The organism is Pseudomonas sp. SbOxS1 (genome assembly GCF_013416725.1).
Taxonomy (GTDB): domain Bacteria; phylum Pseudomonadota; class Gammaproteobacteria; order Pseudomonadales; family Pseudomonadaceae; genus Aquipseudomonas.
The window spans coordinates 1-22,794 of sequence record NZ_JAAVXC010000070.1 but is presented as its reverse complement, the minus strand read 5'-3'; the positions used below and the strand labels follow the sequence as shown (position 1 = coordinate 22,794).

Annotated in this window: 16 protein-coding genes; 14 read left to right on the top strand and 2 right to left on the bottom strand. The window is 61.7% G+C overall.

Features of this window, described 5'->3' with window-relative positions:
* Window positions 1-225 precede the first annotated feature (225 nt).
* Together HFK74_RS32650 and HFK74_RS32645 are read right to left on the bottom strand one after the other, a co-directional pair.
* Window positions 226-1,020: a class II aldolase/adducin family protein gene (locus HFK74_RS32650; protein WP_180207189.1), complete on the bottom strand. Its 795-nt coding sequence runs from the start codon at window positions 1,018-1,020 to the stop codon at window positions 226-228.
* A 123-nt stretch (window positions 1,021-1,143) separates the two neighbouring features.
* Window positions 1,144-2,049 carry a LysR family transcriptional regulator gene (locus HFK74_RS32645; protein WP_008066170.1) on the bottom strand — a complete coding sequence of 302 codons (906 nt, stop codon included), beginning with the start codon at window positions 2,047-2,049 and terminating at the stop codon, window positions 1,144-1,146.
* 230 nt (window positions 2,050-2,279) lie between these two features.
* On the opposite strand from HFK74_RS32645, the gene HFK74_RS32640 reads away from it, so the two are divergent.
* The 14 genes from HFK74_RS32640 to HFK74_RS32575 all read left to right on the top strand — a co-directional run bounded on the left by HFK74_RS32640 (window position 2,280) and on the right by HFK74_RS32575 (window position 22,278).
* Entirely contained in the window at window positions 2,280-2,888 is a 609-nt protein-coding gene (locus HFK74_RS32640) for a cysteine dioxygenase (protein WP_180207188.1), read from the top strand.
* Window positions 2,885-4,468, top strand: a complete 1,584-nt coding sequence (locus HFK74_RS32635; RefSeq protein WP_180207187.1) for a rhodanese-related sulfurtransferase — start codon at window positions 2,885-2,887, stop codon at window positions 4,466-4,468. The genes HFK74_RS32640 and HFK74_RS32635 overlap by 4 nt, the downstream gene beginning before the upstream one ends.
* Window positions 4,469-4,738: 270 nt before the next feature.
* On the top strand, window positions 4,739-7,207 hold the full coding sequence (locus HFK74_RS32630) for a TonB-dependent siderophore receptor (RefSeq protein WP_180207186.1): 2,469 nt from the start codon (window positions 4,739-4,741) through the stop codon (window positions 7,205-7,207).
* A 311-nt stretch (window positions 7,208-7,518) separates the two neighbouring features.
* Window positions 7,519-8,481 carry an ABC transporter substrate-binding protein gene (locus HFK74_RS32625; RefSeq protein WP_180207185.1) on the top strand — a complete coding sequence of 321 codons (963 nt, stop codon included), beginning with the start codon at window positions 7,519-7,521 and terminating at the stop codon, window positions 8,479-8,481.
* A 27-nt stretch (window positions 8,482-8,508) separates the two neighbouring features.
* The gene (locus HFK74_RS32620) at window positions 8,509-9,861 is read left to right on the top strand and encodes an LLM class flavin-dependent oxidoreductase (protein WP_180207184.1); all 1,353 of its coding nucleotides are present in this window, start codon (window positions 8,509-8,511) and stop codon (window positions 9,859-9,861) included.
* Complete coding sequence (locus HFK74_RS32615; RefSeq protein ID WP_180207183.1) at window positions 9,858-10,541, top strand: peroxiredoxin-like family protein; 684 nt, start codon at window positions 9,858-9,860, stop codon at window positions 10,539-10,541. Before HFK74_RS32620 ends, HFK74_RS32615 begins: the two co-directional genes overlap by 4 nt.
* A 13-nt stretch (window positions 10,542-10,554) precedes the next feature.
* Complete coding sequence (locus HFK74_RS32610) at window positions 10,555-11,565, top strand: ABC transporter substrate-binding protein (protein WP_180207182.1); 1,011 nt, start codon at window positions 10,555-10,557, stop codon at window positions 11,563-11,565.
* A 147-nt stretch (window positions 11,566-11,712) separates the two neighbouring features.
* Window positions 11,713-12,912 carry an acyl-CoA dehydrogenase family protein gene (locus HFK74_RS32605; RefSeq protein WP_180207181.1) on the top strand — a complete coding sequence of 400 codons (1,200 nt, stop codon included), beginning with the start codon at window positions 11,713-11,715 and terminating at the stop codon, window positions 12,910-12,912.
* Window positions 12,909-13,868, top strand: a complete 960-nt coding sequence (locus tag HFK74_RS32600) for a D-isomer specific 2-hydroxyacid dehydrogenase family protein (RefSeq protein WP_180207180.1) — start codon at window positions 12,909-12,911, stop codon at window positions 13,866-13,868. The genes HFK74_RS32605 and HFK74_RS32600 overlap by 4 nt, the downstream gene beginning before the upstream one ends.
* Before the next feature lie 430 nt (window positions 13,869-14,298).
* Entirely contained in the window at window positions 14,299-16,431 is a 2,133-nt protein-coding gene (locus tag HFK74_RS32595) for a TonB-dependent receptor (protein ID WP_180207179.1), read from the top strand.
* A gap of 136 nt (window positions 16,432-16,567) precedes the next feature.
* The gene (locus tag HFK74_RS32590; RefSeq protein ID WP_180207178.1) at window positions 16,568-18,142 is read left to right on the top strand and encodes an FAD-dependent oxidoreductase; all 1,575 of its coding nucleotides are present in this window, start codon (window positions 16,568-16,570) and stop codon (window positions 18,140-18,142) included.
* A 24-nt stretch (window positions 18,143-18,166) separates the two neighbouring features.
* Complete coding sequence (locus tag HFK74_RS32585; protein WP_180207177.1) at window positions 18,167-18,664, top strand: RidA family protein; 498 nt, start codon at window positions 18,167-18,169, stop codon at window positions 18,662-18,664.
* Window positions 18,665-18,700: 36 nt separating this feature from the next.
* Window positions 18,701-21,196, top strand: coding sequence for a TonB-dependent siderophore receptor (locus tag HFK74_RS32580; protein WP_180207176.1), 2,496 nt, complete (start codon window positions 18,701-18,703; stop codon window positions 21,194-21,196).
* A 107-nt stretch (window positions 21,197-21,303) separates the two neighbouring features.
* Window positions 21,304-22,278 carry an aliphatic sulfonate ABC transporter substrate-binding protein gene (locus tag HFK74_RS32575; protein WP_180207175.1) on the top strand — a complete coding sequence of 325 codons (975 nt, stop codon included), beginning with the start codon at window positions 21,304-21,306 and terminating at the stop codon, window positions 22,276-22,278.
* Window positions 22,279-22,794 lie beyond the last annotated feature (516 nt).

Here is a 22,794-nt window from a genome sequence, read left to right as displayed (position 1 = left end):
GCGTTTGAAAAAGGGAGTCGCTGTAAGAGCGAAACCATAAGTGGCCGTTACCGCAGCAACGGATATGTACTCAGACAAAAATCTCCCAAAGGCTGCGTTACGGCATGGACCAACGTTGGTAGAGGCTCCGGGCGGCGTTCCGACGATGGTCGTTAACGATAACGCTACCCGCCTGGCACCCCGCGGCGTGCTCAGGTTTTTCGCGAGCAGGCTCGCTCCTACAGGTTATTCCTTGTAAGCCGTATCAGTGCGCTCCAGCTGCCGAATCAGCGCATTCCAGTGTCGCGCCACACCCGGTCCGTCACCGCTTTTGAACACCTCGGCCTGTTTCTCGACCTTGGCCACCACATCGCCAGGCGGGAAGATCAACTCGGCATTGCCGCCAGCCTGCGCCGCGATCTGGATATTGCAGGCGCGCTCAAGCCCCTGCAGTTGCTGGAACGCATGTTCAACACTGATACCAGCGGTCAGCAGCCCGTGATTGCGCAGGATCAGGACGCTTTTATCGCCCAGGTCCGCCACCAGGCGCTCGCGCTCGTCGAGGTCCAGCGCGACCCCTTCGTAACCGTGATAGGCCACCCGCCCGGAAAAACCGATCGAGTGCTGGGAAATCGGCAGCAAGCCGTCGCGTTGGGCCGACACCGCGATGCCGTCGCGCGTATGGGTATGCAGCACGGCTTGCAGGTCCGGTCGGGCCGCGTGGATGGCACTGTGGATCACGTAACCGGCTGGATTGATACCGAGCCCTGTCGGGTCGTCGACGATGCTGCCGTCGATGTCGACCTTGACCAGGTTGGAGGCACTGATTTCGTCGAACAGCAGCCCGAATGCGTTGATCAGGAAATGCTCGTCCGGCCCGGGTACCCGCGCGGAAAAATGCGTATAGATGTGGTCGGTCCATTTGAACAAGGCCGCCAGCCGGTAGGCCGCGGCCAGTTTTACCCGCACCTCCCACTCTTCGGGGCTGACGCGCTGGCGGACATTTTTCGAGACGCTGGATAACGGGCTGACACTGCTCATGGCAAAACTTCCTGGATGGCCTTAACGAGTTGCAGCCAGCCTATGGGAAGCTAAAACATAATAAAAATCACATTTTAATCTAAGCTAATTATGATTTTTTTTTATTATAGGCGACCTGAGTGATCAGGCCGCGCTCTTGATCTTTTGCAATGAACCGGCCACCAGCTTGCCAAAGGCGTCGACCGGCCCTTGCAGGTTGCCGAGAAAATGCGGATAGATCAGCCACAGGTCCATCACCGGTTTGAAATCCTTGAGCGGCATGGCCGCCAATTGCTCGCGGTGGACGCTGCGCTCCAGCAAGGGACGCGGTACCAGGCCCAGTCCAAGGCCGTCGGCGACCAGGCCCAACTGCAATTCGGTGCCGAAGGTTTCCAGGTTGACGCGCAGGGCCAGGCCCTGGTCCGACAGGGTTCTTTGCAGGCCGGCGCGGAAGCCACAGCCGTCGGGGTTGAGTATCCAGCCGCTCTGGTAAACGTCAGCCAGCTTGCACGGGCGCTTGGGCAGTTGGGCCTTGGCACAGACCACCACCAGCTCCATCTTGCCAATCGACTCGCCAACGATGTTGTCCGGGAAAATCTTGCCCGCCGGGAACAACGCCGCGGCGGCATCCAGCTCACCGCGCTCGATCTTGCCCACCAATTGGCTGCCCCACCCCGTGGCCACCTGGGCCCGCAGGTCGGGGTATTCGATGCGCAGGTGCTTGAGCGCGTCGAGCAACACCACGTCGCCGATGGTTTGCGGCACCCCCAGGCGCAGCAGCCCGGTCGGTGGCGCGTCGGTGGCCACCAGTTCGCGCAGCGCATCCATTTCCCGCAGGATCAGGCGGCACTGTTCATACACCCGCGTACCGATCAACGTGGGCTTGAGCGGCTTGGTGTTGCGGTCGAACAACTCCACACCCAAGGCCTGCTCGAAGTTCTGCACGCGCCGCGTGATGGCCGGCTGGGTCAGTTGCAGCGACTCGGCGGCATGGCTGATGGACTGGCAACGAATCACCTCTACAAAGGCATCGATATCATCAATTTTCATTTGGCCCGCACATAGAGAACAGTCAATAAGATGTCTGAAAAGCATAGTTCCATAATCAGGGGAAGGATAGCCCGCCACACGACAGGCCACCAGCCAATAGCTTCTGGTGCTATGCGATAGGGTTATAAATTCCATTCAGCTATAACCTAATCATTAAACAATCGCATATTGATCTAAAACATTATGCTTAAATCAAAGGGTCAACTTTCACAACGAACGATGGAATCGCCATGACCCAGGCCCGACACCCGGAGAGACTCAGAGCATTCATAGGCGCCCTGGCGGAATTGATCGACGGCAATCCCCGCGAGGGTGATCTGTTGCATCGTGGCGGCAAGCTGCTCAGCCAACTGGTCAGCCACGACGACTGGTTGCCCGATGACTTTGCCCGGCCAGACCCCGAGCGCTATCAGCAATACCTGTTGCATGCCGATTCACGGCAGCGGTTCAGCATCGTCAGTTTTGTCTGGGGGCCGGGGCAAAGTACGCCGATCCATGACCATCGGGTCTGGGGGCTGATCGGCATGCTGCGCGGCGCGGAGTACTCGCAAGGTTTCAAACGCAACGACGACGGCGCCTTGATCGTCGATGGCGACCGGGTGCAACTGCGGCCAGGAGAGGTCGAGGCCGTGTCGCCCAAGATCGGCGACATCCATCAAGTCAGCAACGCCTTTGACGACCAGGTGTCGATCAGCATCCATGTGTATGGCGCCAACATCGGTGCCGTGCGGCGCGCGGTGTATCAGCCCGACGGCAGCGAGAAGCTGTTCATTTCCGGTTATTCCAACGCCTATCTGCCCAATATCTGGGATTTGTCCAAAGAGAACCAAGCCCTATGAGCACCCTGTCGACCCGTTCTTTCGCCGAAATTCGCCAAGCCCTGCTGGACCGAGAAGAACTGGCGCTGCTGGATGTGCGCGAAGAAGCGCCCTTCGCCGAATCCCATCCGCTGTTCGCCGCCAACATCCCATTGTCGAAACTCGAACTGGAGGTGTTCTCGCGGATTCCCCGGCGCGATACCCCAGTGACCGTCTACGACAATGGCGAAGGCCTGGCAAACATCGCCGCGCAGCGCTTGCAGGACCTGGGCTACGTCAATGTCAGCCTGCTGGACGGTGGCCTGGACGGTTGGCGCCGTGCTGGCGGCGAGCTGTTCATCGACGTCAACGTACCGAGCAAAGCCTTCGGCGAACTGGTGGAAAGCCAGCGCCACACGCCGTCCCTGGCGGCCGAAGAAGTCCAGGCCCTGCTCGACAGCGAGGCCGACGTGGTGGTGCTCGATGCCCGGCGTTTCGATGAATACCAGACCATGAGCATTCCCACCGGCATCAGCGTACCGGGCGCGGAGCTGGTACTGCGCGCCCGTGAACTGGCACCGGACCCGGCCACGCGTATCATCGTCAATTGCGCCGGGCGCACCCGCAGCATCATCGGCACGCAGTCGTTGATCAACGCCGGCATCGCCAACCCGGTTTCAGCCCTGCGCAATGGCACCATCGGCTGGACCCTGGCCGGGCAAAAACTGCAGCACGGACAGTCGCGCCAATTCGCCCCGACCAGTGAAGAGCATCGGCAACTGGCCGCCCGCGATGCCCGCAGCGTCGCCGACAAAGCCCGGGTGGGCCGAGCCACGCTGGCAGACCTGCAAGGCTGGCAACAACAACCGAGCCGCAGCACCTACCTGTTCGACGTGCGCACCCCGGAAGAATTCGAAGCCGGCCACCTGCCCGCTGCCCGCTCGACCCCCGGCGGCCAACTGGTGCAGGAAACCGACCACTTCGCCAGCGTGCGCGGCGCGCGCCTGGTGCTGGTGGACGACGATGGCGTACGGGCCAACATGTCCGCGTCCTGGCTTGCGCAACTGGGCTGGGAAGTGCATGTGCTGGATGACTTGACCCCGGCTCACTTCAGTGAAAAAGGCGTCTGGCAGGCAGCGGTCCCGGCGCCACGACAGGCCGAGGAAGTCAGCCCCGAGACCCTGGCCCAATGGCTGACCCAGGGTGATACCGCCGTGCTGGACTTCACCAGCAGCGCCAACTACGTCAAGCGTCATATCCCCGAGGCCTGGTGGGCATTGCGCGGACAACTGCGTGAAGCGCTGAACCAAGTACCCTCCGCCGAGCGCTATGTACTGACCTGCGGCAGCAGCCAGTTGGCGCGCCTGGCGGTGGCCGAAGTCGAAGCACTGACCGGCAAGGCGGTGTTTTTGCTCAAAGGTGGCACCGCGAGCTGGATCGCTGCACAACTGCCTCTGGAAGAAGGCGAAACCCATCTGGCGTCACCGCGCATCGACCGCTATCGCCGCCCTTATGAAGGCACCGATAACCCGCGCGAAGCGATGCAAGCCTACCTGGACTGGGAGTTCGGGCTGGTCGAGCAACTGGCCCGCGACGGCACCCACGGCTTTTTCGTGATCTAGCAACCCGCGCCCCGGTGCCCTGACAGGCACCGGAGCAAATCCCCCCACACACCCGACCCCTCTCCAGGCGGAGGCTGAACCCACAATCGAGAGGAATGACTTCATGTCCGTTGCCTTGCACTACATCCAGACACTGCCCTGACCCGGTCATCAGCACCGGGATCTGCGGGATCCCTCCCCCCGCTTGAAAAACATTCTGCAACCCCTGCCATTCGCCCACAGGCGCGAAGGGGTTTGCCTGTGCGTGGCAATCTTTCAGGAATTGGCGTCATGAGTTCATCCAGCCCCCGAGTCAAATACGATTATTACGCAGCCGCCGCCTTGAGCCTGCTGGCCGCGAGCAGCCAGGCGCAAGCCGACACCATCGAGCCGGACAAGACGCTGAGTACGGTGGTCGTGACCGGTAACCGTGGCAGCCAGCCACGTACTGTTACCGATAGCCCCTCGCCCATCGACGTGATCAGTGCCGAGCAACTGCAAGCCAGCGGCAAGGTCGGCCTCAAGGAACTGCTCGCCCGCCTGCTGCCTTCCTTCAACCTGCCGGCGATCAATGGCGGCGGCACGTCCTGGTCGGTGCGTGGCGTGACCATGCGCGGCTTGTCCGGGGATCAGGTGCTGGTGCTGGTCAACGGCAAACGCCGGCACAACACGGCGCTGATCAACAACCTGGCACGCATCGGTACGGCGGCGGTGCCGGTCAACCTCGACCTGATTCCGGTTTCGGCAATCGATCATATCGAGGTGCTGCGCGACGGTGCCTCGGCGCAGTACGGCTCGGATGCCATCGCCGGGGTGATCAACATCATCCTCAAGGAAAACGACAGCGGCGGCAGCGTCGAAACGTCCTTCGGTCGCTACGGTGCCGGCGATGGCGACACCGTGCACCAGACCGCCAACTACGGCCTGGCGCTGCCCAACGACGGCTTCGCCAACCTGGCACTGGACGCCAAGGAGCAGGAACCCTTCGACCGCACGGGCAGTGCCACGGGCAACCTCTACTCCCTGCCCGGTTTCCCCGACAGCCGCGACCAGACCGTCAATCGCCACGGCTGGAACCCCAGTTATGGCCTGGGCCGGGAAAAGGTCACTAACGTCAGCTACAACCTCGAACTGCCGCTGCAGGACGATTTGCGCTTTTATTCGTTCTCCACCGCCAGCTACATGGAAACCACCAAGGTCACCGGCAACTATCGGCCCAACGAGATCACGTCCCTGGCCGGCGACCCGAACACGCCCTACCCCGATGGCATCCACGCCCAGCGGCGCAACCGCACCAAGGACTTCCAGGTGGCGGGCGGCTTCAAGGGCGAGGTCGGTGGCTGGAATTACGACGCCAGTTCCACCTGGGGCGAGGACGACTCGACGCTCAATGCCAACAACACGCTCAACCCGTCCCTGGGGCCAACCAGCCCCACCTCGTTCAACCTGGCGTCGCAGATCTTCGACCAGTGGACCAACAACCTCGACTTCAACCGCGGCTTTGACATCGGCCTGAAAAACCCGCTGCAAACCGCCTTCGGCTTCGAGTACCGATGGGAGAAATACCAGATCGAGCCCGGTGACTTCGATGCCTACACCCCTGGCAACTACGTCATCCCCAGCGGACCGTTTGCGGGCCGAACGCCCTTGCCCGGGCTTGCCTCCTACAACGGCACCAGCCCCGCCGATTCCGGGGAAATCAGCCGCAGCAACGTCGCCAGCTATGTCGACCTGGGCCTCGATGTGACGGATAAATGGTACATCGGCACGGCCGCTCGTTATGAGCGCTACACCCAGGACATCGGCAGCACCTGGAGCGGCAAGTTCTCCACGCGATACGCCTTCACTGATGCCTTCGCCCTGCGCGGCACGATCAACAACGGCTTCCGCGCACCGTCGCTGGCGCAAACCATCTATGCCTCGTCAACCTTCACCTCTGGCGGCGTGGTCAATGGCCAGCAAGTCTCGGTGCCGGTCAAGGTGCTGCCGGTGGACACCCCCGAGGCACAAGCGTTGGGCGCGGAGAAACTCAAGCCGGAAAAATCCCTGAACTACAGCTTCGGTTTCACCTATGAGCCCACGGCAAACTACCGGCTGACCACCGACCTCTACCAGATCGACATCCGCGACCGCATCGTTTCCACCAGCCTGCTCGGCGGCGCGGCGGTGTCCCAGGTACTCGTCGCCAACGGCTTGTCCCCGGGCCTGTTTGCCCAGTACTACACCAACGCCGTGGACACCCGAACCCGTGGCGTCGATATCGTCAACGAATACCGCCAGCAGTTGGATCAGTACGGCCAGATCCGCTGGAGCGCGGCCTATAACTGGAACCAGACCAAGATCGAGAAAATCCAGGACAACCCGCCGCAACTCGCAGGTTCCGGCCTGCAATTGTTCGACCGACGCCTGCAAAAGGACCTGACCGTCGCCACACCACAGTCGAAACTGATCCTGGGGGCGAACTGGAGAGTCACGGATTACAACCTCAACCTGGCGGTGACCCGTTTTGGCAGCTACGTCGAGGGTGACAACAACCCGGTGAACGATCGTAAATTCAGCGCGAAGTGGATCACCGACATCGATGCGGCCTACGACTTGACCCAGCACCTGACGGTGGCACTGGGGGCGAACAATCTGTTCAACGTGTACCCGGATAAAAACGGCATCCAGGATTGGGCGGGCGGCTACAAGTACGGGCAGTTCTCGCCATTCGGTTTTGGTGGGGCGTACTACTACACGCGAATTGCCTACAACTTTTGATGGTCCTGCCTGCTCCGTTGATCATTCCCACGCTCCGCGTGGGAATGCAGCCCGGGACGCTCCGCGTCCCAAATCCAGAGCCGAACGCGGAGCGTCCGATGAGGCATTCCCACGCAGAGCATGGGAACGATCGTTGCGCGACATAAAATGCACTTATTTCATATTAACAAGCAAAACAATCAGCTAACTTCATAATTAGCATATAACCATAAAGAATTTCACAGTCGATTCTTATAGAGATAACGTCAACCACAGACCGACCCCTTCTCCAGGCGGAGGCCCTACCAAACGCACCAAGCCTGGAGTTCCCCATGTCACCCAAATCCCTGTTGTTGAGCCTCTCTCTCGCCCTGGGCTTCGCTGCTACCGCCCACGCCACCGACCTGCAACCACTGCTGGTGGCCAATCAGAAATCCTCGATCAAAGTACTCCTGGAAGTGTCCGGCGAGCTGAAGAACGTGCCCTACGCCATCCAGTTCTCCGAGTTTCCGGCCGCAGCGCCCTTAGGCGAAGCGCTGAATGCCGGTGCCGTGGACATCGGTGCCTTGGGCGATGCGCCCTACGTATTTGCCCTCGGTGCCGGCGCGCCGATCAAGGTCGTCAGCATCGTGCATGCCGAGGGGCGCTACACCACCGCCATCCTCGCGCCCAAGCAATCGCCGCTGAATACGGCCAGCGACCTGAAGGGCAAAAAAATCGTCACCACCCGCGGCTCCATCGGCCATTTCCTGGCGATCAAGGCCTTGCGTGACGCCGGCTTGAGCACCAGCGACGTGCAGTTCATCTACCTGCTGCCGAGTGAATCGCGAATCCTGCTGGACAACGGCAGTGCCGACGCCTGGTCGACCTGGGACCCCTACACCACCATTTCCACCACCCAGAATCAGGCCAAGGTGCTGGTCAGCGGCGAGAAGTTGCTGACCAACCATCTGTACTTCGCCGCCACCAGCCAGGCCATCGCCGGCAAGCGCCAGCAACTGGACGACTTCATCGCCCGGGTCGATCGCGCCTACCGCTGGACCAACGCCCATCCCGAGGAATACGCCGCCGCCCAGGCGCGCGTGACCGGCTTGCCGCTGGACGTGCATATCGCCGTGGCCAAGGGCACGCACATGCAACCGGTGGAGATCGACGACCAGGTCATCGGCGGCCTGCAAACCACCGCCGACATCTATCAGGAAGAAGGAATCCTGGGCAAACACATCGACGTTTCCCAAGGCTTCGACAAGAGCTTCAACGCCAAGCGCGCCCAACTCAACCAGGCATCGCGATAACGATGCGACGGATCCAGGAGTAAGACCATGAGCAAACAACGACAGCTGAAACTCGGTGCAATGGTCCATGGTGTCGGCCATGGATGGGGCGAATGGCGCCACCCGCAGGCGCGGCCCAACGCCAGCGTGAGCTTCGACTTCTACAAGCAGCAGGCGCAACTGGCGGAAGCGGCAAAATTCGATTTCGTGTTCATTGCCGACAGCCTGCACATCCACGAGAAATCCAGCCCGCATTACCTCAACCGCTTCGAACCGCTGACCATTCTCTCGGCCCTGGCCGCCACGACGCAGCACATCGGGCTGGTGGCTACCGTCACGGTCAGCTACACCGAACCGTTCCAGGTCGCCCGCCAGTTCGCCTCGCTGGATCACATCAGCGGCGGTCGCGCCGGGTGGAACGTAGTGACCTCGTGGCTCAGCGGCACCGCCGATAACTTCGGCAAGAGCGAACACCCGCCACACGCCGTGCGCTACCGCATCGCCAAAGAGCATGTGAATGTGGTCAAGGGCTTGTGGGATTCCTGGGAAGACGATGCCTTCGCCTACGACAAGCAAAGCGGCGAGTTTTTCACCCCGGGCAAATTGCATGCACTGGAGCACAAGGGCGAATTTTTCTCGGTCAAAGGCCCGCTGAACATCTCCCGTTCGAAGCAAGGTCAGCCGGTGATTTTCCAGGCCGGGACCTCCGAGGCCGGACGCGATTTCGCCGCGCAAAACTCTGACGCGATCTTCGTCAGCCCCGAACACTTCGAGGACGCCCACGCCTATTATCTGGACCTGAAAACACGTGCCGAAGGCTTTGGTCGCGACCCGCAGAAACTGTCGATCCTTCCGGGTATTCGTCCGATCGTGGGTCGCGATGCCAGTGAGGTGGAAAGCCGTTATCAGCAAGCCGTGGAACTGGTGACCATCGAAGACGCCATCGTCGCCCTCGGCCGGCCGTTCAATGATCACGATTTCAGCCAGTACCCGCTGGATGCACCCTTCCCCGAACTGGGCGACCTGGGCTCCAACAGCCAGAAAGGTGGATCAGACCGGATCAAGCAACTGGCCAGGGACGAGGGCCTGACTTTGCGAGAAGTGGCCCTGCGCTTCTCCAGGCCACGTCGCGATTTTGTCGGCACTCCGGAACAAGTCGCCGACGCCATCCAGAAATGGTTCGAACAGGGCGCAGCGGACGGTTTCATCATCAACTCGCTGTTGCCGGACGGCCTGCAGTATTTCACCGAACTGGTGGTGCCGGTGCTGCAACAGCGTGGCCTGTTCCGCGACGAGTACAGCGGCGACACCCTGCGCCAGCACCTTGGCCTGCAGGTACCGGTGAACCGTCATGCGCCCATCGCGGCCCTGGCACAGGAAAAAAGCGAGGCGTTGGCATGAGCGATTCCCTCAATCAACTGCTGGCCGACTTGCATGCACAACGCGTGGCGACCTGGGAGCCGGCGGCCCTGCAGGTCAACATCGATCAGCGCCAACGCCTGGTGGATGAAGCCAGGCATGCGGACTTCGTCAAAGTGGGCGACGCCCTTGAGGCCTTCACCTTGCTGAAGGTCGAAGGCGGCAGCCTGAGCCGTGACGAGTTGCTGGCCAAGGGGCCGGCGGTGCTGATTTTCTTCCGCTTCGCCGGCTGCCCGGCGTGCAACATCGCCCTGCCGTATTACCAGCGCCAGCTCTACCCGCAATTGCAGGCACTGGGCGTGCCGCTGGTGGCGGTCAGCCCGCAAGTGCCGGAGAAACTGCTGGAGATCAAGACCCGCCACAACCTGGAACTGCAAGTGGCCAGCGACCCGGACAACCGGCTTGGCCGACGCCTGGGCATTCTCTACAGCTTCGATGAGGCCTCGCGCAACGCCGCACTGGCCAAGGGCAACAGCATCGGCGAAACCACCGGCACCGGTACCTGGGAGTTGCCGCAACCGACTGTAGTGGTTATCGCCAGCGACGGCACGGTGGCCTTCGCCGAAGTCAGCCCGGACTGGCTTGTACGTACGGAAGCCGACCCGGTGCTACGCGCGGTCGAACAGCTGCTCGGCCAAGCGCCCGTGCAAATCGCCATCTGACAAGAGCCTGACCATGACGAACAAGATCACACAGGGACAGTTCAATCGTCGCGGCTTTCTCACGGCCAGTTCGATCGCCCTCGGTGCGTTGGGATTGTCCTCCCTGGGATTGCCCTCCCGTGCCTTCGCCCAGGCGCCCAGCCTCTCGGACTTGACCCTGGGCGTCGCCACCTACCGTGGCCAGGACTCGTACTTCACCGAAGACGCCGGCACTGCCAACACGCCCTACAAAGTCGAATACGCGGAATTTGCCGGCGGCAACCTGATCGTCGAAGCCTTGGCCTCGGGCAGCCTGGACGTTGGCTCGATGAGCGAAATCCCGCCGATTTTCTCGATCCAGAGCCATCGTCAACCGAAGCTGATCGCGGTGCTGCAAGGCGACGTGAACAACCAGGTGTTCCTCGTTCCCAAGACGTCGAACATCGAATCGGTCGCGCAGTTGCGCGGCAAACGCGTCGGTTACGTGCGCTCCACCACCTCGCACTATTTCCTGATCAAGGCCCTCAAGGAACAGGGCCTGACCATGAAGGACATCACCGCCGTGGCGCTCACGCCCCAGGACGGGTTCACCGCGTTCCAGAGCGGTCAGCTCGATGCCTGGGTGATCTATGGCGTGTTTATCCAGCTGGCGAAATTCCGCAGTGGCGCGCGGGTGCTGAAAACCGCGCTGGGTTATCTGTCCGGCAACTACCTGATCGCCGCGCGCCCCGCCGCCCTGGAAGACCCGCTGCGCAAGCAGGCGATTCAGGATTACCTGCAACGCCAGGCGCGCACCCTGGAGTGGATCAACAACAATCCCGAGCCCTGGGCCGCCAAGTCGGCGCAATTGTTGGGCGTCGACACAAGCGTGTTCCTCGACATGTACAACAACCGCAGCCAGGCCTCGAGAATCATCGAAGTGAACGATCAGGCGATCGCTTCACAGCAGGAAGTCGCCGACTTGTTCTTCGACGCCGGCGTGGTCAGCGAACGGCTCGATGTGAGTCCGCTTTGGGATAAAAACTTTTCGTTGTTGCCGGTGTAAATCAGGCCGAACACCAGCCTTTGCAGGAGCTGCCGAAGGCTGCGATCTTTTGACCTTGAAAATCAAAAGATCGCAGCCTTCGGCAGCTCCTACAGGGGTTGTGCAGCCCCCCTAGCGGGTCTCACCTTTTGATCGAGTGAATTCACCATGAGTCTTTCCTCTCAACTTTCTCCACCCCTGCGATCCATCGAAGTGGCCAATTTCGAAGCATTGCTTGAGCGTCTAAGTGAACAACTGGCCGCCAGTGCTCACGTTTATGACGAGAGCGGCGCCTTTCCCGCGGACAACTTCAAGCTACTGCATAACCACGAGCTCGTAGCGCTGACCGTGCCAAAAGCCCTGGGGGGTGGCGGTGCGAGCCTCGCACACGCCCGCAAGGCCATCAGCGCGATCGCCAAGGGCGAGCCTTCGACGGCGTTGATCCTGGTGATGCAGTACCTGCAGCACGCACGCCTGCAGGACAATCGAAACTGGCCCGAAGCGTTGCGCGTGCAGGTGGCACAGGACGCCGTGCGCGATGGCGCGCTGATCAACGCCCTGCGCGTCGAGCCGGATCTGGGCACCCCCGCTCGCGGCGGCCTGCCGGCAACCGTCGCCAGGCGCACCGCGGCAGGCTGGCGCATCAGCGGGCGAAAAATCTACTCCACCGGCAGCCATGGCCTGACCTGGTTCAGCGTCTGGGCGCGCAGCACCGATGAGGATCCCCTGGTCGGTGCCTGGCTGGTGCACAAGGACACGCCGGGGATCAGCATCATCGAAGACTGGGATCACCTGGGCATGCGCGCCACCTGCAGCCATGAGGTGGTGTTCGACAATGTGCTGGTGCCACTGGATCACGCGGTCAGCGTCAGCCGCTGGAGCGCGCCGCAAGCGGAGCTCGATGGCGACGGTTTTCTCTGGATGTCGGTGTTGCTGTCATCGGTCTACGACGGGGTGGCCCAGGCCGCACGCGACTGGCTGGTGGGCTGGCTGGAAACCCGTGCACCGTCCAACCTTGGCGCCGCGCTTTCGACACTGCCACGTTTTCAGGAAATCGTCGGGCATATCGACACCTTGCTGTTTGCCAACCGTAGCCTGCTCGACGCGGCGGCGGAGGGTCGCACGCCTGCCGGCAACGCGGCGCAACTGAAGTACCTGGTGACGGGCAACGCGATCCGCGCCGTGGAGCTGGCCATCGAAGCGTCGGGCAATCCCGGCCTGTCACGCAGCAATCCGCTGCAAAGGCATTATCGCGATGTGCTTTGCAGTCGCGTCCACACGCCGCAAAACGACGCCATCTTGCAGGGCGTCGGCAAAGCCGTGTTTGCCCAGCGCCAATCCTCACCCCAGTCCAAGGAGCGCCCATGAGCCAGCTTGTCATCGCCAGCCAACTGGATGAAGATTTCAACGCAGTGATCCGCCAGCGCCTTGCGCAGAGCCACCCCGAAGCCCGCGTCATCGGTGTGCCGGCCGGGGTCCCCAGCGACCTGCCGGCCGAAGTCGGGATCCTGCTGGCGCGGCCGATCAATGTGCGCGGCTATCAGGCACCGGACACCCCGCCGCCGGGTTGGCCCTATGGGTTGCAATGGATTCAGGTGGTGTCATCGGGCATCGACTTCTACCCGTCCTGGCTGTTCAACGGCCCGCCGGTCAGTACCTCACGGGGCAGCGCCGCCGAGAACATCGCCGAGTTCGCGCTGGCGGCGATCTTTGCCGCGGCCAAGCGCTTGCCGGACATCTGGGTGCATGACGCGCAATGGAACTTCACCGCGCTGACACCGCTCAAGGGCACCACCCTGGGCATCCTCGGCTTTGGCGCCATCGGCCGCAGCCTGGCGACCAAGGCCCGTGCCCTGGGGATCAAGGTGTTGGCGTTGCGTCAAAGCCAGGCGCCGTTCGAGGTTGAAGGCGTGGAAGCGGTACGGGATATCCACGAGCTTTTTTCGCGTGCCGATCACCTGGTACTGGCCGCGCCCCTGACCGAAGCGACCCGGCATATCGTCGACCGTGCCGTGCTCGCCAACGCCAAGCCCGGCCTGCACTTGATCAACATTGCCCGGGGCGGTTTGCTCGATCATGGGGCGCTGCTGGAAGCGCTGGACAACGGCACCATCGGACTGGCCTCGCTGGACGTGACCGAACCCGAACCGCTGCCGGATGGTCACCCGCTCTATGCCCATCCACGGGTGCGCCTATCGCCCCATACCTCGGCGATTTCCAGCAACAGTCGCCATGAGATCGCTGATAGTTTCCTGGCTAATCTGGAGCGGTTTCTCAATGGCCTGGCCCTTGAGAACCAGGCGAACGTACAACGCGGGTACTGAATTAAACACAATCCACTGTGGGAGCGAGCCTGCTCGCGATAGCGGCGTGTCAGTCGGCATAAATGTTGGCTGACACGCCGCTATCGCGAGCAGGCTCGCTCCCACATTGGTTTGTGCCTGGCCTCAAATACAACATCAAACTTACGCATTTAAATCTAAATTTTAATGTCTGTTATTTATAATTACCTTATAACTAATCGGACTTTTACACCGGCTGTTTATATAAATATTGTTACAACCATCACCGACCCCTGACCAGGTGGAGGCCCACGGAACCATTCGTTTTTCCGGCCGACACCACTCCACGGTCAACCGCTTCACCCAAACCAGAAACCGGCTCAAGCCAGCGCCGCCATGGCTTTCAAACCATGGCCACGGCAACGCTTTGCCGAAAAAAACATCACCGCCAACGCCGTATCCGGGGTTCACCATGCACACCACTTTCCGTTCAACCCGCCTGACGCTGGCCGTTTCGCTGGCGATCGCCGGCTTGTCCGCCCACGCCGACGAAACCACCCGGGAGGGTGCCCTCCCCGTCGTGACCGTCACCGCCGAGCACCACAGCGAAGACCTGCAAAAGACCCCGCTGGCGATTTCCGCGTTCGACGAAAAGGCCCTGGAAGACAAGCAGATCAAAAGCATTCGCGACCTTTCCGGGCAGGTGCCGAACCTGACTCTCAGTCGCCAGTCGATCTCCTACAGCGCGCAGACCTACGGGATTCGTGGCATCGGCGAGACCGATCCGATCCAGGAATCCGCCGTCGCGGTGTACGCCGACGACCTGTACATCCCGCGGGCCATTTCCTCGATGCTCGACTTCAACGACGTCGAGCGCGTCGAAGTGCTGCGCGGCCCGCAAGGTACGTTGTACGGCCGCAACAGCAGCGCCGGCGCGATCCGCGTGATCACCCGCGATCCGACCCAGGAAACCCGTGGTTTCTTCGAACTCGCCGCCGGCGACTACAACGCGCAAAACGGTCGCCTGCTGATCAGCGGTCCATTGGTGGATAACGCCTTGTTCGGCAGTTTCTCGGCGATTCGTCTCACCCGCGACGGCACCGTCTCGGACCCGACGCGCCACACGGATGTGAACAACGTCGACATCCAGTCCTATCGCGGCAAGCTGCGCTATAACCCCGATGATTCGCCGTGGGATGTACAACTGACCCTGGCCGGTACCTTCGACCGTGGCGACACCACCAGCTACACGCCGTTCGATGCCAACGGTCGCTTCGACAAGTTCAAGAGCTACAGCAGCCTCAATCCGAAAAACCGCCTGGACCAGGGCAGCTCGGTGCTGCGTGCGATGTATAACATCGACGACCATTTGAATTTCAAATCGGTGACCGCCTATTCGGCCTTCCACCAGCCAGTGAACTATGACAACTCGGGTCAGGCGGCCCTGATCCAGAACAACCTGATTCTCTACAAACAGGACTACGTCACCCAGGAGCTGCAACTCAACGGTGACTACGACGACTTCAGCTTCAGCACCGGCCTGTATGCGTACCGCGAAACCTTCGACGCCGACCGCGACAACCTCACCTACTCCATCGCGCGCAACCGGGTGATTGGCCAGGGTCAATACAGCACCACCAAAACCGAGAGCTACGCCCTTTATGGCCAGGGCAGCTACAAGGTCACGCCGAAACTGTCGCTGATCGCCGGGCTGCGTTTTACCCGCGAGCACAAGAACTTCGACTACACCAACTACGCCATCACCACCGAACGGCAGATCACCGGGACCAACTTCAGCGCCGATTCGAGCAAGTCGTGGCAGTCCACCAGCCCGAAGGTCGGCTTCGAATACGCCTGGACCCCGCATCTGAATCAGTACGCCTATGTCGCCAAAGGCTTCAAGGCCGGTGGCTACGACAACCGCGCGCCGACCCAGGCCGCCGCCGAACAGGCGTTCTCGCCGGAAGACGTGACTACTTGGGAAACCGGCTTCAAGGGGGACTTCTTCGACCAGCGCCTGCGCGCCAACCTCGCGCTGTTCTACAACGACTACGACGACTTGCAGACCAACGCCTACGACCCGGCGCTCGGCGTCAGCCTGCGCACCAACGTCGGCAAGGCGCACACCTATGGCGTGGAACTGGAAACCCTCACCGCGCTGACCCGCGACCTGCAACTGACCGCCAACGTCGGCTACCTGGAAAGCCAGTACGACGACTTCGAAAACGCCGCCGGCGCAGGCGTCGATGCCAACGGCAAGCAACTGGTGTTCTCACCGCGCTGGAACGCCAGCGTCGGCCTCAACTACACCATCCCGGCCGGGCTGCCCGGCACGTTGCTCGCAGGTACCGATGCGCAGTTCCAGACCAAGTCCTACGCCAACGCCCTGAACGACGACATCCAGGAAATCCCCAAGCAGACCTTCTGGAACGCCAACACCCGCTACATCTCCGGCGACGGTCACTGGACCACCACCCTGGCGGTGAAAAACCTGCTGGATCGCGCGTATCCGCAGTCGGTCGGCTACGTGCCTTCAAGCGGCGCCCGCTTCTACTCGATCAACGACCCGCGCACCGTTCTGTTGTCCGTGCGCTACGACCTCTAACCCCAACCAATTGTAGGAGCTGGCTTGCCAGCGAAGTCGGAGAGGCAGTCGACAATTATGTTGAATGACCCACCGCGTTCGCTGGCAAGCCAGCTCCTACAGAGCCCTCAAAGCAAGTATTCCAAGGAGCATCACAATGGCTTTCACCCGCAGGGAACTGATTTCCCGCATCGCCGCCGTCGGCGGCTATTCCGCCGCTGTCAGCGCCCTCGGCGCACTGGGGCTGACGCCTCAGGCCGTGGCCTCGACCTTTAATCCATTGCAACTGGGCAACAGTGGCAAAGGCAAACATGTGGTGGTGGTTGGCGCCGGTATTTCCGGGCTGGTCAGTGCCTATGAGCTGCGCAAGGCCGGCTTTACCGTGACCATTCTCGAAGCCCGTGATCGGGTGGGCGGACGCAACTGGACCCTGCGTCGCGGCAGTAAAATCGATTTCGACGACGGCGTCAGCCAGACCGTCGACTTCGATGACGGACAGTTTTTCAACGCCGGTCCCGCGCGCATTCCCAGCCATCACCAGACCATCCTCGGCTACTGCCGCGAGTTGGGCGTCGAACTGCAAGTACTTGTCAACAGCAGCCGCAATGCCCTGGCGTTGCCGGACCCGAAGCAGCCGGCGTTCCAGTTGCGCCAGGCGGTCAACGATACCCGCGGGCAGCTGTCCGAGTTGCTGGCGCGCACGGTCAGTCGCAAAGCCCTGGATCAGGACCTGAGCGCTGACGATCGCAAGGCGCTGTTGAGTTTCCTCAAGGTCTACGGCGACCTCAACGCCGACTTCCAATACAAGGGCTCGGTGCGTTCTGGCTACACCCGCGTACCCGGTGCGGGCGATCAAACCGGCATCACCCGGGCGCCGCTGGAACTGCAGACCCTGCTCAATCCCAAGCTCTGGGGCGCGCTGGTGTTCGATGAGATCCCGGAGTTCTCCTCGACCATGTTCCAGCCCGTCGGTGGCATGGACCGCATTCCGTATGCGTTCTACGAGAAGCTCAAGGATGCGGTGCGCTTCAATGCCGAAGTCAGCGACATCCAGACCGCCGAGCTTGGCAGCCGCATCACTTACCGTGATCGCAAGACCGGCGCCACGCAAACCCTGAACGCCGACTACGCCATCGTCACGGTGCCCCTGCCACTGCTGGCCAAGTTACCGAGCAACTTCAGCCAGCCGTTCAAGCAAGCGATCCAGAGCGCGCAAAGCGATCAGGCGAACAAGGTCGCCTGGCAGTCGCCACGGTTCTGGGAAACCGACTTCAACATCTACGGCGGCCTCTCTTACCTGGACCATGAAGTCAAAGGCCTGTGGTACCCCAGCGATCGCCTCAACAGCGCCCAGGGGATTCTGGTGGCGGCCTACAACACCAGCGAATCGGCCCAGGCCTTCAGCAAGAAGTCCCTCGCCGAACAGTTCGCCTCCTCCCGCCAGGCCGTGGAACTGCTGCATCCCGGCCACAGCACCAAGCTGCAAAAACCGGTGGCCATCAACTGGGCCAAGGTGCCATTCAGCAAGGGCCCGTGGATCGTCAACGACGAAGTCGGCGAGAGCGCCTACGCACTCCTCAACCAACCCCAGGGCCGCACCTACCTGGCCAGCGATGCCCTGGCCCACGGCGGTGTCGGCATCTGGCAGAACAGCGCCGCCGATTCGGCACGGCGCATCGTTTCGCTGATCGGCCGGCACGCCGAACGCAATCAACCGGGCGTCGCTGCCTGAACCATTGAAGGAAAGGACTGAACAATGAAAGCCATCACCTTGCTTACAGGGATCCTCATGACCGCCACCGCACTCAACAGCCACGCCGACGAGATCAAGCGCGTCGCCTTGCCCAACTCGAATTTCCCGATCTCGCTGGCGGTGTCGGTGCCGGCGCAAACCGACCTGCTGTTCGTCAGTGGCCTGCTGGCCGACCTGCACGACCCGAACGCGCCGAAGGATTCCTTTACCGCCTACGGCGACACCGCGACCCAGACCACCTCGATCATCAACAAGCTCAAGGGCGTCCTGCAAAGCCAGGGCCTGGACCTGGGCGATGTGGTGCAACTGCGGGTGTTCCTGGTGGGTGACCCGGCCAAGGGCGGCAAGCTGGATTTCGCCGGGTTGCAGCAAGGCTATACGCCGTTCTTCGGCAGCGCCGCGCAACCGAACAAACCGGCACGCACCGCCGTTCAAGTGGTGGCCCTGCCGCTGCCCGGCGGCCTGGTCGAAATCGAGGCCGTCGCCGCGCGCAAGAAGTGACATGGAATTCACCCGCCAATCAGGAGCTTCACCTTTATGTCCAACCACCCAAAGCGCGACACAGCGCTGACGTACCGACCCTTATTGTTGCCACTGTCGATTGCCTGCAGCCTTGCCTCGTTCAACCTCGAGGCCGCCGAAACCAGCGCGCCCACCCTTAATACGGTGGTGGTCACCGGTAACCGCGGCGCCGAACAACGCACCGTCACCACCAGCCCGACACCGATCGACGTAGTGACCGGCGACCAACTGCGCGCGGTGGGCAAACCGAGCCTGCTGGAGGCGCTGAGCAAATTCATCCCGTCCTTCAACCTGCCCGACCGGGCGGGCTGGGATGCCAGCGGCGTGGTGCGTTCGGCGACGTTGCGCGGCCTGACTGCTTCCCACGTGCTGGTGCTGGTCAACGGCAAGCGTCGGCATACCAGTGCGACGCTGAACATCAACGGCATCAACAGCGGCGCGGCACCCAGCGACCTCGACCTGATCCCGGTGGCCTCCATCGATCATATCGAGGTGTTGCGTGACGGCGCGGCCGCCCAATACGGGTCGGATGCCATCTCCGGGGTGATCAACATCATCCTCAAGCAGACCACCGGCGGCAGCTCCGACACGACCCTGGGCCAGAACTACGACGGCAAACGGGGGACCGCACAGGAAGCCCTCAACTATGGTTTCGAAGTGGGCCAGGCCGGCGTGCTCAACGTCTCGCTCGACACTCGCTACCAGGAACGCGACAACAAGGCCGGGAGTAACGGCTATGCCTCGCACTACTATCCATTGGCGGACGGCTCGCCCGATCCGCGTGAGGCCACGGCCAGCCATCACACCTACAAAGGCTACGGCCTGCCCCGCAGCCAATTGGCGGATGCTGCCTACAACCTCGATCTGCCATTGAACGAAGCCGTGACGCTCTATTCGTTCTCGACCCTGGCTACCCGGGAAAACAACGACGGCCAGAACTTCCGCCTGCCCAGCGGGCGCAACACCATCACCACCGGCCCCAATGGGTTTCCCGACGGCTACAGCCCTTACTGGCTGATCAACGAGACCGACTTCCAGTCCGCCTTCGGCGCCCGGGGTGACGACATCGGCATCGGCGGTTGGGCCTGGGACTTGAGCAGCACCTACGGGCGCAACTACGCCAAGCAACGCACCTATGACAACCAGAACCCGTCGCTGGGCGAAAACACGCCGAACAAATTCACCTCCGGCATCTACATCGCCGATCAGTGGACCAGCAACCTGGACCTGAAAAACAGCTACGAGATCGGCTTGTCCAAGCCACTGGATGTCGCCTTCGGTTTCGAGCATCGGCGCGACGGATACGAGACGCGCGCGGGCTCCGAGGCGTCCTATATCGACGGCGGCTACGTGTTCCCTGCCGGTCATCCGCGTGCCGGGCAACGCCCCGATCCGGGCGCCCAGGTCACCAACGGCATCACCCCTGACGACGCGCAAAAGGTCAGTCGCAACAACGTCGCCACTTACATCGACCTGGGTTTCTACCCCGTCGAGCAGTGGTACCTGGGTGTCGCGGCGCGTTATGAACACTACAACGAAGGCGTGGGCAGCACCCGCAGCGGAAAGATCAGCAGCCGCTACGAATTCAACCCGGTGTTTTCGGTGCGCGGCACCATCAGCAACGGCTTCCGTGCGCCATCGCTGGCCAACGAGATCTTCACCGCGCGCTCGACCGGGTTCGACACCATCAATGGCGTCTACCAGTCCTATAACTACGTGATCCTGCCGGTGGATTCGGCAGGTGCCCAGGCGCTGGGGGCCGAGTCCTTGAAACCGGAGCGCTCGACCAACTTCAGCCTCGGCTTCGCCCTCACGCCCGGCGAGGACCTGAGCCTGACCGTGGATGGCTACGTGATCAACCTGCGTGACCGCCTGGTGCTTAGCGAACGCTTCCAGGGCCCGGGTGTCGCCGCCCTGCTCGACAGCATTGGCGTGCCCGCGACCGCCGGGGCGCAGTTTTTCACCAATGGCGCCAGTACCCGTACCTCCGGGGTCGATGTGGTGGGTAACTACCGGCAGAACCTCAATGCGTTCGGCTCGGTGCGATGGACCGCGGCGCTGAACTACAACCACACGCAAATCCTCAGCGTCGACCAGACCCCGTCCCAGCTCACCGCCCTGAACAGCAGCTATCAACTGCTGGGGCGCCAGGCCCGGGCGCTGATCACCAAGACCTCCCCCAGCAGCAAGGCGATTTTCTCGGCTGATTGGGCGATCCATGACTTCGACGTCAACCTGCGCCTGACCCGCTATGGCACCTACACCGAGGTCAACAGCTCCGCCGATCCGAGCCTGGACCGCGAGTACTCCGCCAAATGGATCACCGACCTCGATGTCGCCTACGCCCTGACCCGACAGCTGACCGTCGCCGTCGGGGCGCAGAACCTGTTCGATAAATACCCCGATCATATCGGGGTGCCCAACTCTTCGTTCGGCGACAACTGGGGCAGCTACTCACCTTTCGGTTTCACCGGCGGGTACTACTACACCCGTTTGCAGTACGCGTTCTGATGTAAAAAACTCACTAAGCTAATTCCTAATACGTATTTATAAACATTTTTTTATAACCATATTATTCAGGTTAGCGAGCCCTTCCCTTTCCTGATATCGAGCGTGCCATGTCCAGATCCATCCCGTCTGCTTTAGCGAAGTTTCAACGGCCAGTGCTGGCCGGCCTGGTCGTTGCGCTGGCCCTGACGTTCTCCCTGCCATCCCAGGCCCGCGAAACGCTACGGATCGGTTACCAGAAGTCATCGACCCTCATCACCCTGCTCAAGACCCAGGGCACCCTGGAAAAAAACCTCTCGCAACAGAACATCGATGTGAGCTGGCACGAGTTTCCAAGCGGCCTGCCACTGCTGGAGGCGCTGAATGTCGGCAATGTCGACATCAGCGCCGACGTGGCGGACACCGTGCCGATCTTCGCCCAGGCTGCCCAGGCCAGGCTGACCTACTTTGCCCAGGAAGCGCCCTCGCCTTCGGCCCAGGCCATCGTCGTGCACAAGGACTCGTCGCTGCAGCGATTGGCCGACCTGAAAGGCAAGAAGGTCGCTGTCACCAAGGCCGCCGGCGCCCACTATTTGCTGATCGCCGCCCTGAGCAAGGCCGGCCTGGCGTTTTCCGACATCCAGCCGGCCTACCTGTCGCCCGCCGATGGCCGCGCCGCGTTCGAAAACAACAAGGTCGACGCCTGGGTCACCTGGGAACCCTTCCTCACCAGCGCGCAACGGCAACTGCCGACCCGTACCCTGGCTGACGGCACGGGCCTGGCCAGTTACAAACGCTACTACCTGACCAGCACGAGCTACGCCAAGGCACACCCGGATGTACTCAAGGTGGTCTACGAGCAACTGGACAAGACCGGTAGCTGGGTAAAATCCAACCCCCGTGAAGCCGCCCAGGTGCTCAGCCCGCTATGGGGCAACCTTGGGGTAGACACCGTCGAGAGCGCCAACACCCATCGCAGCTACCAGGTGCAGCCGGTGAAAAGCGATGAGCTGGGCGAACAGCAGAAAATCGCCGACGCGTTTTTTGCCGCTGGCTTGTTGCCCAAGGCGGTGGATGCGAAGGATGTTGAAATCTGGCGGCCGTGAAATTTCGGATGCTTCAATGAAGGATTCGGCTTATCGGATCGCCGCGTCGAAGCGTAGGCGGCCAACCATTCGATAATTTTTTCGACTGACGCCGAACACCACCCGATCAGGCCGTTGATCCATGCCGCGTCACAGCCTGTGGGGGATTGTTGTCTGGGTACATATCCATTGCTGCGGTAACGGCTACCTATGGTTTCGCCCTTACGGCGAGTCCCTTTTTCAAGCGCCAAAAAGGAACCAAAAGGCTTTGCCCCACCACTCGGTGCCTCGCTTAGGCTCGGCATGCCCTCACTCCGGCATTGCTCCGTGGGTCGCCGCGATGGGCCATCCCTGGCCCAGCGCGGCTAAACCGGCGTCCTGCCGGTTTACCCACTGCACAATGCCTGCGTTCGGCCAGCGTGGTTAACGGGGCACCCAGATCTAAAGCCAAAGCGAGGCGGCCTTAAAGCCGACCTGGCTTTTCCGGTTACCCCCAACCTGATCGTTCCCACGCTCTGCGTGGGAATGCATCCTGTG